This window comes from Serratia sp. X3, assembly GCF_014982455.1.
In the GTDB taxonomy this organism is placed as follows: Bacteria; Pseudomonadota; Gammaproteobacteria; order Enterobacterales; family Enterobacteriaceae; genus Serratia; species Serratia ureilytica.
This window is the reverse complement of sequence record NZ_JADCNB010000001.1, coordinates 2,049,803-2,065,353: the sequence shown is the minus strand read 5'-3', so window position 1 is coordinate 2,065,353 and position 15,551 is coordinate 2,049,803. Positions and strand designations below refer to the sequence as shown.

At 59.8% G+C, this 15,551-nt stretch carries 10 protein-coding genes; 5 read left to right on the top strand and 5 right to left on the bottom strand.

The window, feature by feature from the left end; translation table 11 throughout:
• Positions 1–4: 4 nt before the first annotated feature.
• The 4 genes from IMX17_RS09965 (at position 5) to serS (ending at position 7,230) form a co-directional block, all read left to right on the top strand.
• Entirely contained in the window at positions 5–3,664 is a 3,660-nt protein-coding gene (locus tag IMX17_RS09965) for a DNA translocase FtsK 4TM domain-containing protein (protein ID WP_182264799.1), read from the top strand.
• A gap of 198 nt (positions 3,665–3,862) precedes the next feature.
• Positions 3,863–4,474 carry an outer membrane lipoprotein chaperone LolA gene (gene lolA / locus IMX17_RS09960; protein ID WP_033642555.1) on the top strand — a complete coding sequence of 204 codons (612 nt, stop codon included), beginning with the start codon at positions 3,863–3,865 and terminating at the stop codon, positions 4,472–4,474.
• Positions 4,475–4,541: 67 nt separating this feature from the next.
• Positions 4,542–5,828: a replication-associated recombination protein A gene (locus IMX17_RS09955; RefSeq protein WP_182265115.1), complete on the top strand. Its 1,287-nt coding sequence runs from the start codon at positions 4,542–4,544 to the stop codon at positions 5,826–5,828.
• A 109-nt stretch (positions 5,829–5,937) separates the two neighbouring features.
• Positions 5,938–7,230: a serine--tRNA ligase gene (serS, locus tag IMX17_RS09950; RefSeq protein ID WP_182264798.1), complete on the top strand. Its 1,293-nt coding sequence runs from the start codon at positions 5,938–5,940 to the stop codon at positions 7,228–7,230.
• 53 nt (positions 7,231–7,283) lie between these two features.
• Here the strand turns inward: serS and IMX17_RS09945 are convergent, their stop codons facing one another.
• A complete protein-coding gene (locus IMX17_RS09945) occupies positions 7,284–7,649 on the bottom strand; it encodes a DUF1801 domain-containing protein (protein WP_171403356.1) in 366 nt (121 codons plus the stop codon).
• 163 nt (positions 7,650–7,812) lie between these two features.
• On the opposite strand from IMX17_RS09945, the gene IMX17_RS09940 reads away from it, so the two are divergent.
• Positions 7,813–8,964: an MFS transporter gene (locus IMX17_RS09940; RefSeq protein WP_015377323.1), complete on the top strand. Its 1,152-nt coding sequence runs from the start codon at positions 7,813–7,815 to the stop codon at positions 8,962–8,964.
• Between the two features lie 49 nt (positions 8,965–9,013).
• Here the strand turns inward: IMX17_RS09940 and pflA are convergent, their stop codons facing one another.
• The 4 genes from pflA to ycaO form a co-directional block, all read right to left on the bottom strand.
• Positions 9,014–9,754 carry a pyruvate formate lyase 1-activating protein gene (gene pflA, locus IMX17_RS09935; protein ID WP_031299859.1) on the bottom strand — a complete coding sequence of 247 codons (741 nt, stop codon included), beginning with the start codon at positions 9,752–9,754 and terminating at the stop codon, positions 9,014–9,016.
• A gap of 281 nt (positions 9,755–10,035) precedes the next feature.
• Positions 10,036–12,318 (bottom strand): formate C-acetyltransferase, encoded by a 2,283-nt coding sequence (gene pflB, locus IMX17_RS09930; protein WP_046897072.1) that lies wholly within the window; start codon positions 12,316–12,318, stop codon positions 10,036–10,038.
• Positions 12,319–12,372: 54 nt separating this feature from the next.
• On the bottom strand, positions 12,373–13,233 hold the full coding sequence (gene focA / locus IMX17_RS09925) for a formate transporter FocA (RefSeq protein ID WP_019454548.1): 861 nt from the start codon (positions 13,231–13,233) through the stop codon (positions 12,373–12,375).
• 460 nt (positions 13,234–13,693) lie between these two features.
• On the bottom strand, positions 13,694–15,457 hold the full coding sequence (ycaO, locus tag IMX17_RS09920; RefSeq protein ID WP_182264797.1) for a 30S ribosomal protein S12 methylthiotransferase accessory factor YcaO: 1,764 nt from the start codon (positions 15,455–15,457) through the stop codon (positions 13,694–13,696).
• Between the last annotated feature and the right edge of the window lie 94 nt (positions 15,458–15,551).

Below are 15,551 nucleotides of genomic sequence, written 5' to 3'. Positions count from 1 at the left end.
TTTCTTGAGCCAGGAATATACAGAAGATAAAGAAGTTACCCTGAAAAGACTCAGCAGTGGCCGGCGTTTGCTGGAAGCTGTGCTTATCGTGGTAGCGATTTTTGCCGTTTACCTCATGGCTGCGTTGGTCAGTTTCAACCCGTCTGACCCAAGCTGGTCGCAGACCGCGTGGCATGAGCCGATTCACAATCTGGGCGGCGGTGTCGGGGCCTGGTTGGCCGATACGCTGTTTTTCACCTTCGGTGTGCTCGCTTACGCGATACCGCCGATCATGCTGGTCCTGTGCTGGGCGGCTTATCGCCAACGCAGCAACAGAGACTACATCGACTATTTCGCGCTTTCCCTGCGCCTGATCGGCACCCTGGCGTTAGTGCTCACCTCCTGCGGGTTGGCGGCGCTGAACGTTGACGATCTCTATTACTTCGCCTCCGGCGGCGTGATCGGCAGCCTGCTGAGCAACGCCATGTTGCCGTGGTTCAACGGCATCGGCGCTACGCTGGCGCTGCTGTGCGTATGGGCGGCGGGGTTGACGCTGTTTACCGGCTGGTCCTGGCTGGTGATCGCCGAGAAGATCGGCGGGGCGGTGTTGGGCGTTGCGACGGTGATGACCAATCGCTCACGCCGCGAAGAACGCTATTTCGAAGATGACGAGCGTTACGTTGACGACGAACCTGAGCAGGCAGGGAAGGGCGCCGCAGCAGCAGCTGCCGCGACTGCCGCCGGAGCCACAGCCGCCGATGACGACGTGCTGTTCTCCGCGCCTTCGGTCACCGAAAGCGCCAAAGCGGCGGCGGAAGACGCCGCCGATCCGTTGCTCAGCGGCCTGCGCGCCGACGATGGCGAGCTTGAAGCAGAAGCTGCACCCAGCGCGCCGGTGGCTTCGCCTGCACCGACGGTGAAGGCAGAGATCCACGAGCCCGTTGCTGCGCCGATCGCCGCTCAGGCGCCGTCGGTAACGGTGGCGCCGGCCGCACCGGCCTCGGTCAATCAGCACCCGATAAGTGCGCCGGCGCAAGACGCTACGCCGCCGCTGTACTCCTTCGAGATCCCGGAAGAAACGCCTGCGCCTAAGGCGACGCGTCCTGTCGATCCTTATCAGGATGACGATGAGCCGCGCCTCGGCAACTGGCAAGAGCCGGCCGCGCCGCAGCCGCCGGCGCGTTCTCCCTTTGATTTTACCGCCGCACAGCGTGACAGCGTTGACATCGGCAGTTCGAACGGTTTCAGCGCCACCGGCGCCAAACCGCAGCCGGATACGGCGGCAGCCGCTGCTGCGGGCGTTGCGGCGGCGACCTTTATGCCGGCCTTCACGGCGACCAGCGACGGCAATCCGCAGGTTAAGCAGGGCATCGGCCCTGAACTGCCGCGGCCGAACCCGGTGCGCATCCCGACCCGTCGCGAGCTGGCTTCCTACGGCATCAAGCTGCCTTCGCAGCGTGCGGCCGAACAGGAACAGCGGCAGACAGAGGCGGAGCCTCAACAGCTGACGGCGGCGAACCCGCAGGAAGAAGAGGCGCTGCAAGAAGCCGCGCTGCGCCAGGCGTTCGCCGAGCAGCAAAGCCAGCGCTACGGCGAAAGCTACGCGCCGGAGCAGGATGATGAACAGGCTCAGCAGGAGGCCGAGCTGAGCAAAGCGTTCGCCGAGCAACAGAGCCAGCGTTACGGCGAACACCAGCAGGACGACGAAGCGGCGCGGCAAGAGGCTGCGCTGCGTCAGGCATTCGCCGAGCAGCAGCAGGCGCGTTATGGCCAGCAAGAGCCTGCTCCGCAGGCGCCGGCCGCCAGCCCGGTCGATACCCGCAATGCTTTCAGCTTCTCGCCGATGGCGGATCTGGTGGACGATGGCCCGAGCGAGCCGATGTTCACGCTGTCGCCGCAGCTTGAAGAGCGCATTGAACTGGAAAGCGAGCAAGAGGACGACGTGCCGTTCGGTCAGTTTGAGCCTGCGGCGCCGGCTGCTCAACCTCAGCAATCGCACCCTCAGCCGCAGCAATACCAACAGCCGCAGCAGCAACCGTATCAGCAGCCGTCGCAACCGCAATATCAGCAGCCGCAGCAACAGCCGCAGGTGCAGCAGCCTCAGCAGCCTCAGCAACCTCAGGCCGAGCAGCATCCGGCGATGGACAGTTTGATTCACCCGTTCCTGATGCGCAACGATCAGCCGCTGCAGAAACCGACCACGCCGCTGCCGACGCTGGATCTGCTGACAGAAGCGCCGAAAGAGGTGGAGCCGGTCGATTCCTTCGCGCTGGAACAGAAAGCGCGCCTGGTGGAGGCCAGCCTGGCCGATTATCGCGTGAAAGCCGACGTGGTGGACATCCTGCCGGGGCCGGTCATCACCCGCTTCGAGCTGGATCTGGCGCCGGGCGTTAAAGCGGCGCGCATTTCCAACCTGTCGCGCGATCTGGCGCGCTCGCTGTCGACTTCGGCAGTGCGCGTGGTGGAAGTGATCCCCGGTAAGCCTTATGTCGGTCTGGAGCTGCCGAACGCCAAGCGGCAAACGGTATATCTGCGCGAGGTGCTGGATTGCCCGGCTTTCCGTGACAATCCGTCGCCACTGTCCATCGTATTGGGTAAAGACATCTCCGGCGAACCGGTAGTGGCCGATCTGGGCAAAATGCCGCACTTGCTGGTCGCCGGTACCACCGGTTCCGGTAAGTCGGTCGGGGTCAACGCCATGATCCTGAGCATCTTGTATAAGGCCACGCCGAAAGAAGTGCGCTTTATCATGATCGACCCGAAAATGCTGGAGCTGTCGGTTTACGAAGGCATTCCACACCTGTTGACCGACGTGGTCACCGACATGAAAGACGCCGCCAACGCGCTGCGCTGGTGCGTGGGTGAAATGGAACGCCGCTACAAGCTGATGTCAGCTCTGGGCGTGCGTAACCTGGCCGGCTACAACGAGCGCGTCGATCAGGCCGAAGCGATGGGGCGTCCGATCCCGGATCCATTCTGGAAGCCGACCGACAGCATGGACATCACGCCGCCGGTGCTGGAGAAAGAGCCGTACATCGTGGTGATGGTCGACGAATTCGCCGATCTGATCATGACGGTGGGCAAGAAGGTCGAAGAGTTGATCGCTCGCCTGGCGCAGAAAGCGCGTGCGGCGGGTATCCACCTGGTGCTGGCGACCCAGCGTCCGTCGGTGGATGTGATCACCGGCCTTATCAAGGCCAACATCCCGACGCGTATCGCCTTTACCGTGTCGAGCAAGATCGACTCTCGCACCATCCTCGATCAGGGGGGCGCCGAGTCCTTGCTGGGCATGGGTGATATGCTTTATCTGGCGCCGAACTCCTCGATCCCGGTGCGCGTACATGGCGCATTCGTGCGCGATCAGGAAGTGCATGCGGTGGTCAAGGATTGGAAAGCGCGCGAGCGGCCCCAATATAAAGAGGGCATTCTCAGCGGCGGTGAAGACGGCGAGGGCGGTGCCGGCGGCGGTATGGACGGTGACGAAGAGCTGGATCCGCTGTTTGATCAGGCGGTGGATTTCGTGGTGGATAAACGCCGCGCCTCCATCTCCGGCGTACAGCGCCAGTTCCGCATCGGCTATAACCGCGCCGCGCGCATCATCGAACAGATGGAAGCGCAGGGCATCGTCAGCGAGCAGGGGCACAACGGCAACCGCGAGGTGCTGGCGCCGCCGCGGCACGATTGATGGTCGTTTAACCATTGCAACTCAATAAGAAAGGGCCGCTTAAGCGGCCCTTGTGCAAAGAAGCGTAAACCCGTTTCTTCTCGGAACATTGGCCTACCGGCCGTTCGCCGGCTTCGGGTAAAGTAACGGGGTAAAGGGTTGATTTGACCCGCACGGCGCCGCCTTGCGGTTAACGCATTTCATAAGGTATCTGGAATAATGAAAAAACTGTTAGTTGCCTGCTGTCTGCTTTCGGGATTCGCTTCTACCTCCGTGCTGGCCGACGCCGCACAGGATCTGCAAAGTCGCCTGGCGAAGGTGAACAGTTTCCACGCCAGCTTCTCGCAAACCGTGACCAGCGCCGACGGCGCCGCGGTGCAACAGGGTGAAGGCGAGCTGTGGGTGAAGCGGCCGAACCTGTTCAACTGGCACATGACGTCACCCGATGAGAGCGTGCTGGTCTCCGATGGCCAAACCCTGTGGTTCTATAACCCGTTCGTTGAGCAGGTGACGGCGACCTGGCTGAAGAACGCCACCGGCAATACGCCGTTTATGCTGATCACCCGCAACAATGCCAGCGACTGGAAGCAGTACAACGTGAAGCAAAAGGGCGATGATTTCGAGCTGACGCCGAAATCCGCCAGCGGCAACCTGAAGCAGTTCGCCATCAGCGTGACCAACAGCGGCACCATCCGCAGCTTCGCCGCGGTGGAGCAGGACGGCCAGCGCAGCGCTTATACGCTGAAAAGCCAGCAGAACGTCACCGCCGATCCGGCCAAATTCAAATTTACCCCGCCTAAGGGGGTGACGCTGGACGACCAGCGCCAGTGAGGTGCAAGTGAGTAATAATCTGTCGCTCGATTTTTCCCAGAACGAGTTCCAGCCGTTGGCCGCGCGTATGCGGCCGACCACGCTGGCGCAGTATATCGGCCAGCAGCACCTGCTGGCCGCCGGCAAGCCGCTGCCGCGTGCCATCGAGGCCGGGCAGCTGCACTCGATGATTTTATGGGGGCCGCCGGGCACCGGGAAGACGACGCTGGCAGAGCTGATCGGCCGTTATGGTCAGGCGGATGTCGAACGAATTTCCGCCGTGACCTCCGGGATCAAGGAGATCCGCGAGGCGATCGAACGGGCGCGGCAAAACCGCGACGCCGGCCGCCGCACTATTCTGTTCGTCGATGAAGTGCACCGCTTCAACAAAAGTCAGCAGGACGCCTTCCTGCCGCACATTGAAGACGGCACCATCACCTTTATCGGCGCCACTACCGAAAACCCGTCGTTCGAACTGAATTCGGCGCTGCTGTCGCGTGCCCGCGTCTATTTGTTGAAGGCGCTGACCGCCGAAGACATCGGCCAGGTGCTGGATCAGGCGATGAACGACAAGGCGCGCGGTTTTGGCGGCCAGAACGTCGAGCTGCCGGCGGAAACGCGCCGCCTGCTGTCGGAGCTGGTGGGCGGCGATGCGCGCCGGGCGCTGAACAGCCTGGAAATGATGGCGGACATGGCGGAGCTCGACGCCAAAGGCGTACGGGTGCTGACGCCGGAGCTGCTGAAAGAGGTGTCGGGCGAGCGCAGCGCGCGCTTCGACAACAAGGGCGACCGTTATTACGACCTGATTTCCGCGCTGCATAAATCGGTGCGCGGTTCGGCGCCGGACGCCGCGCTGTATTGGTATGCGCGCATCATTACCGCCGGCGGCGATCCGCTCTATGTGGCGCGCCGTCTGTTGGCGATCGCCTCTGAAGACGTGGGCAACGCCGATCCGCGCGGCATGCAGGTGGCGATCGCCGCCTGGGATTGTTTCACCCGCGTGGGGCCGGCGGAGGGCGAACGCGCCATTGCGCAGGCGATCGTCTATCTGGCCTGCGCGCCGAAAAGCAACGCGGTTTACACCGCGTTCAAGGCCGCCATGCGCGACGCCAGGGAGCAGGCCGATTATGACGTGCCGGAGCATTTGCGCAACGCGCCGACCAAGCTGATGAAGGAGATGGGGCTGGGGGCGGAGTACCGTTACGCCCACGACGAACCCAACGCCTACGCCGCCGGCGAGAACTACTTCCCGCCCGAAATGGCCCATACGCGCTACTACCAACCGACCTCGCGCGGGCTGGAAGGGAAAATCGGCGAAAAGTTGGCATGGCTGGCTGAGCAGGATCAAAATAGCCCGACAAAACGCTACCGCTAGCGTGGCCGTTGCGGTAAGGTTAGCGGGTATCACTCTTCTTTTATGCGGCTATAAATCAGCCGCATAGAACAACAACACTTCTTTCAATAACAACAAGCACAGGATTAGCATGCTCGATCCCAATCTGCTGCGTAATGAGCTAGACGCAGTCGCCGTCAAACTGGCTCGCCGAGGCTTTAAACTCGATCTGGATCTGCTGCGTTCGCAGGAAGAACGCCGCAAAGTTCTGCAGGTAGAAACTGAAACGCTGCAAGCGGAACGCAACTCCCGATCGAAATCCATCGGCGCGGCCAAAGCGCGTGGGGAAGACATCGAGCCGCTGCGTCGCGAAGTGAACGAGCTGGGTGACAAGCTGGATGCCGCCAAGGCGGCGCTGGATGCGCTGCAAAGCGAGATCCGCGATTACGCCCTGACGCTGCCTAACCTGCCGGACGACGCGGTGCCGGATGGTAAAGACGACAGCGAAAACCTGGAAGTCACCCGCTGGGGCGAACCGCGCCAGTACGACTTCGCGGTGCGCGATCACGTCGATCTGGGCGAAATGGCCGGCGGGCTGGATTTTGCCGCCGCAGTTAAGCTGACCGGTTCACGCTTCGTGGTGATGAAAGGGCAAATCGCCCGCATGCACCGCGCGCTGTCCCAGTTCATGCTGGATCTGCACACCGAGCAGCATGGCTATCTGGAGGCCTACGTGCCTTATCTGGTCAACCACGCCACGCTGTACGGCACCGGCCAGCTGCCGAAGTTCGGCGAAGATCTGTTCCATACCCGCCCGCTGGAAGAAGAAGCCGACAGCAGCAACTACGCGCTGATCCCAACGGCGGAAGTGCCGCTGACCAACTTGGTGCGCGACGAGATCGTGGAAGAGGAATCTCTGCCGCTGAAGATGACCGCACACACGCCATGCTTCCGTGCGGAAGCCGGTTCTTACGGCCGCGACACCCGTGGTTTGATCCGCATGCACCAGTTCGACAAGGTTGAAATGGTGCAGATCGTCCGTCCGGAAGATTCGATGGATGCCCTGGAAGAGCTGACCGGGCACGCGGAAAAAGTGCTGCAGCTGCTGAACCTGCCTTACCGCAAGGTGCTGCTGTGCACCGGAGACATCGGCTTCGGCGCGTGCAAGACTTACGATCTGGAAGTGTGGCTGCCGGCGCAGAACACCTACCGCGAGATCTCGTCCTGCTCCAACATGTGGGACTTCCAGGCGCGTCGCATGCAGGCGCGCTGCCGCAGCAAGGCCGATAAGAAACCGCGTCTGGTTCACACGCTGAACGGTTCCGGCCTGGCGGTCGGCCGTACGCTGGTGGCGGTGCTGGAAAACTACCAGCAGGCCGACGGCCGCATTCAGGTGCCTGAAGTGCTGCGTCCTTATATGGGCGGCCTGGAATACATCGGTTAAACGGCAAAGCATTTGAAAAAAGCGCCTGCGGGCGCTTTTTTTATGTCGGAAATTCAGTCTGTCGCCAGCGCGTAGGCTTGTTTAATGTAGTCCGCCAGGTGCTTGCTTTTCACTTCGGCGGGCGAGTGGAGCTTGATGTGCCGCCGATACTGGCCGTTGCCCTCGAGCAGGTGATAACGATCTTCCAGGCGGTAGCCCTGGCCGAACTCTACCGTGACGTGGCTGCGGTAGGCGAAAACGCCGCAGAAAAATTGAGTATGCGAGAACATGATGCCGCCGTATTTGACCGATTCGGTGACGCCACTGCCGCTCGCCGCGGCGACCCGGCGTACCTGTTGTACGATCTCCAGCAGCTCGCCGTGCGTGCTGCCGATGTCCGCCAGCAAGGTCTCGACCGCCGCATTATTTGCCTGACTCATCTCGCTTCTCCGTCGTTAAATCCGCTCTGCGCTGAGCATAGCGCTTTTTCAGCCGCTTAGCCGGAAACAAATCGTGCGCTGGAATGATAAGAGGCGATTGACTTTTTTATCGCCAGTGGCATGATGCGCGCACTCTCATTGCGCGTTCGGTCACAATTTCACTATGTCCGCTTACTCCCGCCCGGTGCTCTTATTGCTCTGCGGCCTCTTGCTGCTCACGGTATCCATTGCCGTTTTGAATACGTTAGTGCCGCTTTGGTTAACCCATGCTCAGCTGTCGACCTGGCAAGTGGGTATGGTCAGCTCCTCTTATTTCAGCGGCAACCTGTTGGGCACGTTGGTAGCGGGCAAACTGATCCAGCGCGTTGGCTTCACCCGCAGCTATCATCTCTCTTGTTTGCTGTTCGCCGCCGCGACCGCCGGCATGGTGCTGTCGATCGATTTCTGGAGCTGGCTGGGCTGGCGCTTCTTCGCCGGCGTCGGTTGCGCCTGGATCTGGGTGATCGTGGAGAGCGCGCTTTTGCGCAGCGGCAATTTGAGCAACCGTGGCCAGCTGCTGGCGGCCTATATGATTGTCTATTACCTCGGTACGGTGACCGGCCAGTTACTGTTGAGCATGACCTCGACCGAATTGCTGCACGTGGTGCCGTGGGTGACCGCCATCGTGATCAGCGCCATGCTGCCGATGCTGTTCGCGCGGGTCAACCGCCATGAAGACGAGCCGCAGCAGGCAGCGGTGTGGACAATGTTGAGACGCCGCAGCGCGCGCCTCGGCATCAACGGCTGCATCATCTCCGGCATCGTGCTCGGTTCGCTGTACGGCCTGATGCCGCTGTACCTCTCTCATCAGGGCATGAGCGACGCCAACGTCGGTTACTGGATGGCGCTGCTGGTCAGCTCCGGCATCGTCGGCCAATGGCCGGTCGGGCGTCTGGCCGATCGTTACGGGCGCCTGCTGGTGCTGCGCATTCAGGTGTTCGTAGTGATCCTCGCCAGCGTGGCGATGCTTGGCAACTACGCCATGGCGCCTTCGCTGTTCATCCTCGGCTGCGCCGGTTTTACCCTGTACCCGGTGGCGATGTCCTGGGCCTGCGAGAAGGCGCTGCCGCACGAACTGGTGGCGATGAACCAGGCGCTGCTGATGAGCTACACCATCGGCAGCCTGCTGGGCCCATCAATGACGGCGCTGCTGATGCAAAACTACTCCGATCGCGTGCTGTTCGTGATGATCGCCGCCGTGGCGCTGGTTTACCTGCTGATGCTGCTGAAGAAGCAGAAGCCGGATCGCCATCACACGCCGTTCGCCGCCGCCTGAGCATAAAAAAACCGGCCATGAGCCGGTTTTTTCTTTGGCGCTGCGTCAGTCAGTAGATCACTTTGTGGCCGTAGCTTTCCAGGATGCCTTTGACGCGGTCCATGGTCTCGGCCTTCGGCGGATGCACGCCGTCCAGTTTGTACTCTTCCCCCATCGCTATCCATTTGTGCTTGCCCAGCTCGTGGTAAGGCAGCAGCTCGATTTTCTCGATGTTGGTCATGTCTTTGGTGAACTCGCCCAGCAGGTGCGCCGATTTATCGTCGTCTGACCAACCCGGCACCACCACGTAACGGATCCAGGTGCGCTGGTTGCGTTTCGCCAGGTAGCGGGCGAATTCCAGCGTGCGATGGTTGGAAACGCCGACCAGATTCTGGTGGATCTCATCGTTCATCTGTTTCAGATCCAGCATCACCAGATCGGTAGTGTCCAGCAGCTCGTCGATCACCGGATCGTAGCGGCGCACGAAGCCGTTGGTATCCAGGCAGGTATTGATGCCTTCGGCGTGGCAGGCGCGGAACCAGTCGCGCACGAATTCAGCCTGCAGGATCGCTTCGCCGCCGGATGCGGTCACGCCGCCGCCGGAAGCGTTCATGAAGTGGCGGTAGGCCACCGCGTCTTTCATCAGCTCTTCGACGGTCACTTCTTTGCCGCCGTGGGTATCCCAGGTGTCGCGGTTATGGCAATAGAGGCAGCGCATCAGGCAGCCCTGGAAGAAGACGATAAAGCGGATCCCTGGCCCGTCGACGGTGCCGCAGGATTCGAAGGAGTGGATGCGACCAGTTACTGACATTGCGGGGTTTTCTCCAATATTGACTGTCAAACGCAGTCTAAAAATAGGCGCGTGGCCGCCGGCCAGGTATCTGCGATGCAGTGGCGGAGTGAGCCCGCCACCGGGGGTAATGATGCCTGTCGGCCGGTCAGTTGCCGGATAATTGTTTTGCCGGCTATCCATTCAGTATAGATGTCCGGCAAAACAGACTCGTACAGAGTCAGGGGAGAGCGGTGGGAGAAAAGGGCCGCCAGAACCGGCCCTGACGTTGCTACCGGGCGGTTTCCCGCCCGGCTGGCGCATTACATCGTTTGAGTGAAGGTACGAGTAATGACGTCCTGCTGTTGCTCTTTGGTCAGCGAGTTGAAGCGCACGGCGTAACCGGAGACGCGGATGGTCAGCTGAGGGTATTTCTCAGGGTTTTCCATCGCGTCCAGCAGCATTTCGCGGTTCATTACGTTGACGTTCAGGTGCTGGCCGCCTTCGATGGAGGCTTCATGGTGGAAGTAACCATCCATCAGGCCCGCCAGGTTGGCTTTACGCACGTCGTCGTCTTTACCCAGCGCGTTAGGCACGATGGAGAAGGTGTAGGAGATCCCGTCTTTCGCGTAGGCAAACGGCAGTTTGGCTACCGAGGTCAGGGAGGCGACTGCGCCTTTCTGGTCGCGGCCGTGCATCGGGTTGGCACCTGGGCCGAACGGTGCGCCGGCGCGGCGGCCATCCGGGGTGTTACCGGTTTTCTTACCGTACACCACGTTGGAGGTGATGGTCAGTACGGACTGGGTCGGTACCGCGTTGCGGTAGGTGCGCAGTTTCTGAATTTTCTTCATGAAACGTTCCACCAGGTCGCAGGCGATGTCATCGACGCGGGCGTCGTTGTTACCGAACTGTGGATACTCGCCTTCCACTTTGAAGTCGATAGCCAGGCCGTCTTCGTCGCGAATGGTGGTGACTTTCGCGTACTTGATGGCGGACAGGGAGTCGGCTGCAACGGACAGACCGGCAATGCCGCAAGCCATCGTGCGATAAACGTCACGGTCATGCAGCGCCATCAGCGCAGCTTCGTAGCTGTACTTGTCGTGCATGTAGTGAATGATGTTCAGCGCGGTCACGTACTGCTTGGCCAGCCAATCCATAAAGTGGTCCATGCGGGCCATGACTTTGTCATAGTCCAGCACTTCGTCCATCATCGGCGCTTCTTTCGGGCCGACCTGCATTTTCAGTTTCTCGTCAACGCCGCCGTTGATGGCGTAAAGCATGGTTTTCGCCAGGTTGGCGCGGGCGCCGAAGAACTGCATTTGCTTACCGACGATCATCGGGCTGACGCAACAGGCGATGGCGTAGTCATCGTTGTTGAAGTCAGGACGCATCAGGTCGTCGTTTTCGTACTGTACGGAAGAGGTGTCGATGGACACTTTCGCCGCGAATTTCTTGAAGTTCAGCGGCAGCTTCTCAGACCACAGGATGGTCATGTTCGGCTCCGGAGACGGCCCCATGGTGTACAGGGTGTTCAGGAAGCGGAAGCTGTTTTTGGTGACCAGGGTACGGCCGTCGACGCCCATACCGGCCAGGGATTCGGTCGCCCAGATTGGGTCGCCGGAGAACAGTTCATCGTACTCAGGGGTACGCAGGAAGCGCACCATACGCAGTTTCATCACCAGGTGGTCGATCAGTTCCTGCGCTTGCTCTTCGGTCAGTTTGCCCGCCTTGATGTCACGCTCGATGAACACGTCGAGGAAGGTGGACACGCGGCCGAAGGACATGGCGGCGCCGTTCTGGGATTTCACCGCGGCCAGGTAGGCGAAGTAGGTCCACTGCACCGCTTCTTGGGCGCTGGTGGCCGGGCCGGAGATGTCGTAACCGTATTTGGCGGCCATCTCTTTGATCTGAGCCAGCGCGCGATGCTGTTCAGCGATCTCTTCGCGCAGCTGGATGGTCATTTCCAGGTCTTCGCCGTTTTCCAGTTTTTCCTGCAGCGATTTGAACTGGTTCAGCTTGTCGGCCATCAGGAAGTCGATGCCGTACAGCGCCACGCGGCGGTAGTCGCCGATGATGCGGCCACGGCCGTAAGCGTCTGGCAGACCGGTCAGCACGCCGGATTTACGGCAGTTCAGGATGTCTTTGGTGTAAACGTCGAATACGCCCTGGTTGTGGGTTTTACGGTATTCGGTGAACACTTTTTTCAGCTGCGGATCCAGTTCGCGGCCGTACACTTTGCACGAACCTTCGACCATTTTGATGCCGCCGAACGGGATCAGCGCGCGTTTCAGAGGGGCGTCGGTCTGCAGACCCACGATGGTTTCCAGCTCTTTGGCGATGTAACCCGCGTCGTGAGAAACGATGGTTGAAGCAACGTTGGTGTCGAAATCAACCGGCGCATGAGTGCGGTTTTCCAGTTTGATCCCTTCCATAACCTTGTCCCACAAGGTGGTGGTGGCTTGAGTTGCGCCAGCCAGGAAGGATTCGTCACCTTCATAAGGCGTGTAGTTTTTCTGGATGAAGTCACGAACGTTGACTTCATTCTGCCAGTCACCCTTGCTGAAACCTTCCCAAGCGTTGGCTAATTTCTCGTTAAGTTCGGTCATTGTACACCTACCTTTGATTGTGGATTTCTAACTCTGCGCGCGGTAACTCACAGCTTAGTGCTGTTCGCGGCCCCCGCGCAGATAAATTACCCAGTAAGTCAACCCAACCAGCAGACCGCCGCCGATGATGTTACCAATGGTGACCGGAATCAGGTTGTCGATGATGAAGTTGCTTACTGTCAGATGAGCGAATTGCTCAGGTACCGCCCCTACGGCTTGCCAGAATTCCGGCGTGGCGAAGTGTTTGACCACGATGCCCATAGGGATCATAAACATGTTGGCGATGCTGTGTTCGAAGCCGCTGGCGACAAACATACCGACCGGCAGCACCATGGCGAGCATCTTGTCGGTCAGGGTACGGCCGGAGTAGCTCATCCAGACCGCCAGGCAGACCATCAGGTTAGCCAGAATGCCGAGGCAGACGGCTTCGATAAAGGTGTGATGCAGCTTGTGGTCCGCGGTTTGCAGAACATTCAGGCCCCACTGGCCGTTGGCGACCATATACTCGCCAGAGAACCAGATCAGCGCCACGAAGAACAGCGCGCCGACCAGGTTGCCGAGATAAACGTTCAGCCAGTTGGCGCCCAGTTGGCCCCAGCTGATGCGGCCGCTGGCCTTGGCGATGACGATAAGCACGGTAGAGGTGAACAGGTCGGCGCCCGACACCACCACCAGCATTAACCCGAGAGAGAAACAGATGCCGCCGACCAGTTTCGCCAGCCCGAAAGGCACGCCGGCAGTGCCGGTGGTCGCCGTGATGTAGAAAACGAAGGCAATGGAAATGAAGACACCGGCGGTGATCGCCAAATAAAACGTTTTCAGCGGATGTTTGGTGGCTTTATACACGCCGGCATCTTCAGCGATTTTCGCCGTTGCCGCAGGTAAAATCAGATCGAATGGGCTGTCAGTTTTCAAACTAACTCTCGCTCTTAAGGGTTAAAACAACGCAATGAGATACTAGCAAAGCAGTATAGGGGAAAATTTGATTTGGATCATAAGGCGGGGAAGTAGAGCGCCAAAATGGCATGCTTTCCGTGTGGTTTTTGTGTTTAATTTATTGAATTTAAACAAAAAAAATTTTTTTAATGTTTGCAATTTTTTTTGAATTCACCCGGTGTGCCGAGGGTGTCAAAGTTAAATTTTTAGGCGTTTTGTCGCCGTTCGCCGCTGAAAGTTTAATTATCGGTTAATTATTATTTCACCGTCCGGCAACAATCGCCGGTTTATTTATTCTTATGCTCGTTTAACCGCCTATTTTCCTGCGGGAAAATAAAACAGAATGCGTTGAAATAAACCGCAAAATGAAAACGCCGCAGCGGAGTGCGGCGTTTGACCGGGGAGGGTACCCCAAAAGTGGCGGTACCCCCAATGGCGATTAGGCCTTGGCCCAGTGACGGCGCTTGGCCGCCTGCAGCTTCTCGTAGGCCGCCAGCAGCGCCTGATGGGCCGGCAACGCCTTCAGATCGGCATCGACGGCGAACAGCCCGTTGAAGCGCTCTTCACCGCTGATGGCGGCCGAGGCCGCGTCCACCGCTTCCTGGCCGTACATTTTCACGAACGCGGTATAGTATTGCGCCGCTTCGCGCTCAGGCTCCTGCGCCAGCAGCAACAGCGTTTGCAGGCAACGGTAGTAGTTGCTGCGCGCCGGGCTCAGCACCGAGGCGTTGAAGTCCTGCGTCCACTCGGTCCAAATCAGCGCCTGATCCAGATCGCCGCCCGCCAGCGCCAGCATCGACTTCAGCTCGCCCACGCGCAGGGTATACCAGGCGTTGTCTTTGCCGCTGGCAATGCCCAGCAGTTCGCGTACGCGGGTGAAATCGTCCAGCCCTTCGTCGTCCAACTGCTCGATCAGCGCCAGGTATTCTTCCGGCTCCCACTCGCTGCCCGGCAACGCCAGCAGCGTATCGCGCAGGTGCGCGCCCATGCTGTTGTTGGCCAGCAGCAGGTCTTCCGCCGGGTAGATATCGGACATGCCCGGCACGATGATGCGGCAAGCGTAGACGCCCAGGTGTTCGTAGTCGGCGATGTACACTTCCGCGTCTTCTTTGTCGAAGATGCTCATCAGGGTGGCGAACTCTTCCTGCGTGCTGCCGCTGAAGTTCCAGTCAACGAACGGATAGTCCGCGTCCTGCTTGAACAGATCCCACGAGATCAGGCCGCTGGAGTCGATGAAGTGCGTTTCCAGGTTGGTGTGTTCCGCCACTTCTTCGTCATCGAAGGTCGGCGCGGTGAACACGTCGAGATCTTTCAGGCTGCGGCCCTGCAGCAGTTCGGTCACCGTACGCTCCAGCGCCACGCCGAAGTCCGGGTGCGCGCCGAACGAGGCGAAGCAGGTGCCGTTGGCCGGGTTGAACAGCACCACGCAGATCACCGGATAGTTGCCGCCCAGCGAGGCGTCGTAGGAGAGGATCGGGAAACCTTCCTCTTCCAGCTTGGCGATGGCTTCCACCACGCCCGGGTAGCGGTTCAGCACCTCGTCCGGGATCGCCGGCAGGCTGATGGATTCGGCGATAATGCGGTTTTTCACATAGCGCTCGAACACTTCCGACAGGCCCTGCACGCGCGCTTCGTTGGCGGTGTTGCCGGCGGACATGCCGTTGGAAACATACAGGTTGCCGATGATGTTCATCGGAATGTATACCGTTTGCTGATCGGACTGACGGGTGAACGGCAGCGCGCAGATGCCGCGATCGGCATTGCCGGACTGCAGATCGACAAGATCGCTGGCGCTCAGCTCTTGTTGCGGATCGTAGAAGGCGTGCAGACGCTCGTCGAGGATGCCGGCCGGCAGCGCATCGTCCGCCGGGATCGGGAACCATTTCTCATTCGGGTAGTGCACGAAGTCGCCTTCGGCGATCTGCTTGCCCAGATAGAAATCGGCGAAGAAGTAGTTGGTGGACAGGCGCTCGAAATATTCACCCAGCGCAGAGGCCAACGCGGCTTTTTTGCTGGCGCCTTTGCCGTTGGTGAAGCACAGCGGGCAATCGCGATCGCGAATGTGCACCGACCATACGTGCGGCACCGGGTTCAGCCAGGAGGCTTCTTCGATGTTGAAACCGAGATCGCTCAGTTTCTGCTGGAAACGGGCGATGGAATCTTCCAGGGCGGCGTCTTTACCGGGGATAAAAGTTTGCGTCATTGTCTTCACTTTTTGCGCGTACTAAAAACGCGCAATGATACGGGGTTTTACGCTGGAGCTCCACGTATTCCTAAAGCGGCGGCAAAGTCACAGT

Coding starts and splice junctions, on each gene's coding strand:
- pflB (WP_046897072.1), bottom strand. CDS start 12,318: ATGACCGAACTTAACGAGAAATTAGCCAACGCTTGGGAAGGTTTCAGC.
- lolA (WP_033642555.1), top strand. CDS start 3,863: ATGAAAAAACTGTTAGTTGCCTGCTGTCTGCTTTCGGGATTCGCTTCT.
- ycaO (WP_182264797.1), bottom strand. CDS start 15,457: ATGACGCAAACTTTTATCCCCGGTAAAGACGCCGCCCTGGAAGATTCC.
- pflA (WP_031299859.1), bottom strand. CDS start 9,754: ATGTCAGTAACTGGTCGCATCCACTCCTTCGAATCCTGCGGCACCGTC.
- IMX17_RS09940 (WP_015377323.1), top strand. CDS start 7,813: ATGTCCGCTTACTCCCGCCCGGTGCTCTTATTGCTCTGCGGCCTCTTG.
- IMX17_RS09955 (WP_182265115.1), top strand. CDS start 4,542: ATGCGGCCGACCACGCTGGCGCAGTATATCGGCCAGCAGCACCTGCTG.
- serS (WP_182264798.1), top strand. CDS start 5,938: ATGCTCGATCCCAATCTGCTGCGTAATGAGCTAGACGCAGTCGCCGTC.
- IMX17_RS09945 (WP_171403356.1), bottom strand. CDS start 7,649: ATGAGTCAGGCAAATAATGCGGCGGTCGAGACCTTGCTGGCGGACATC.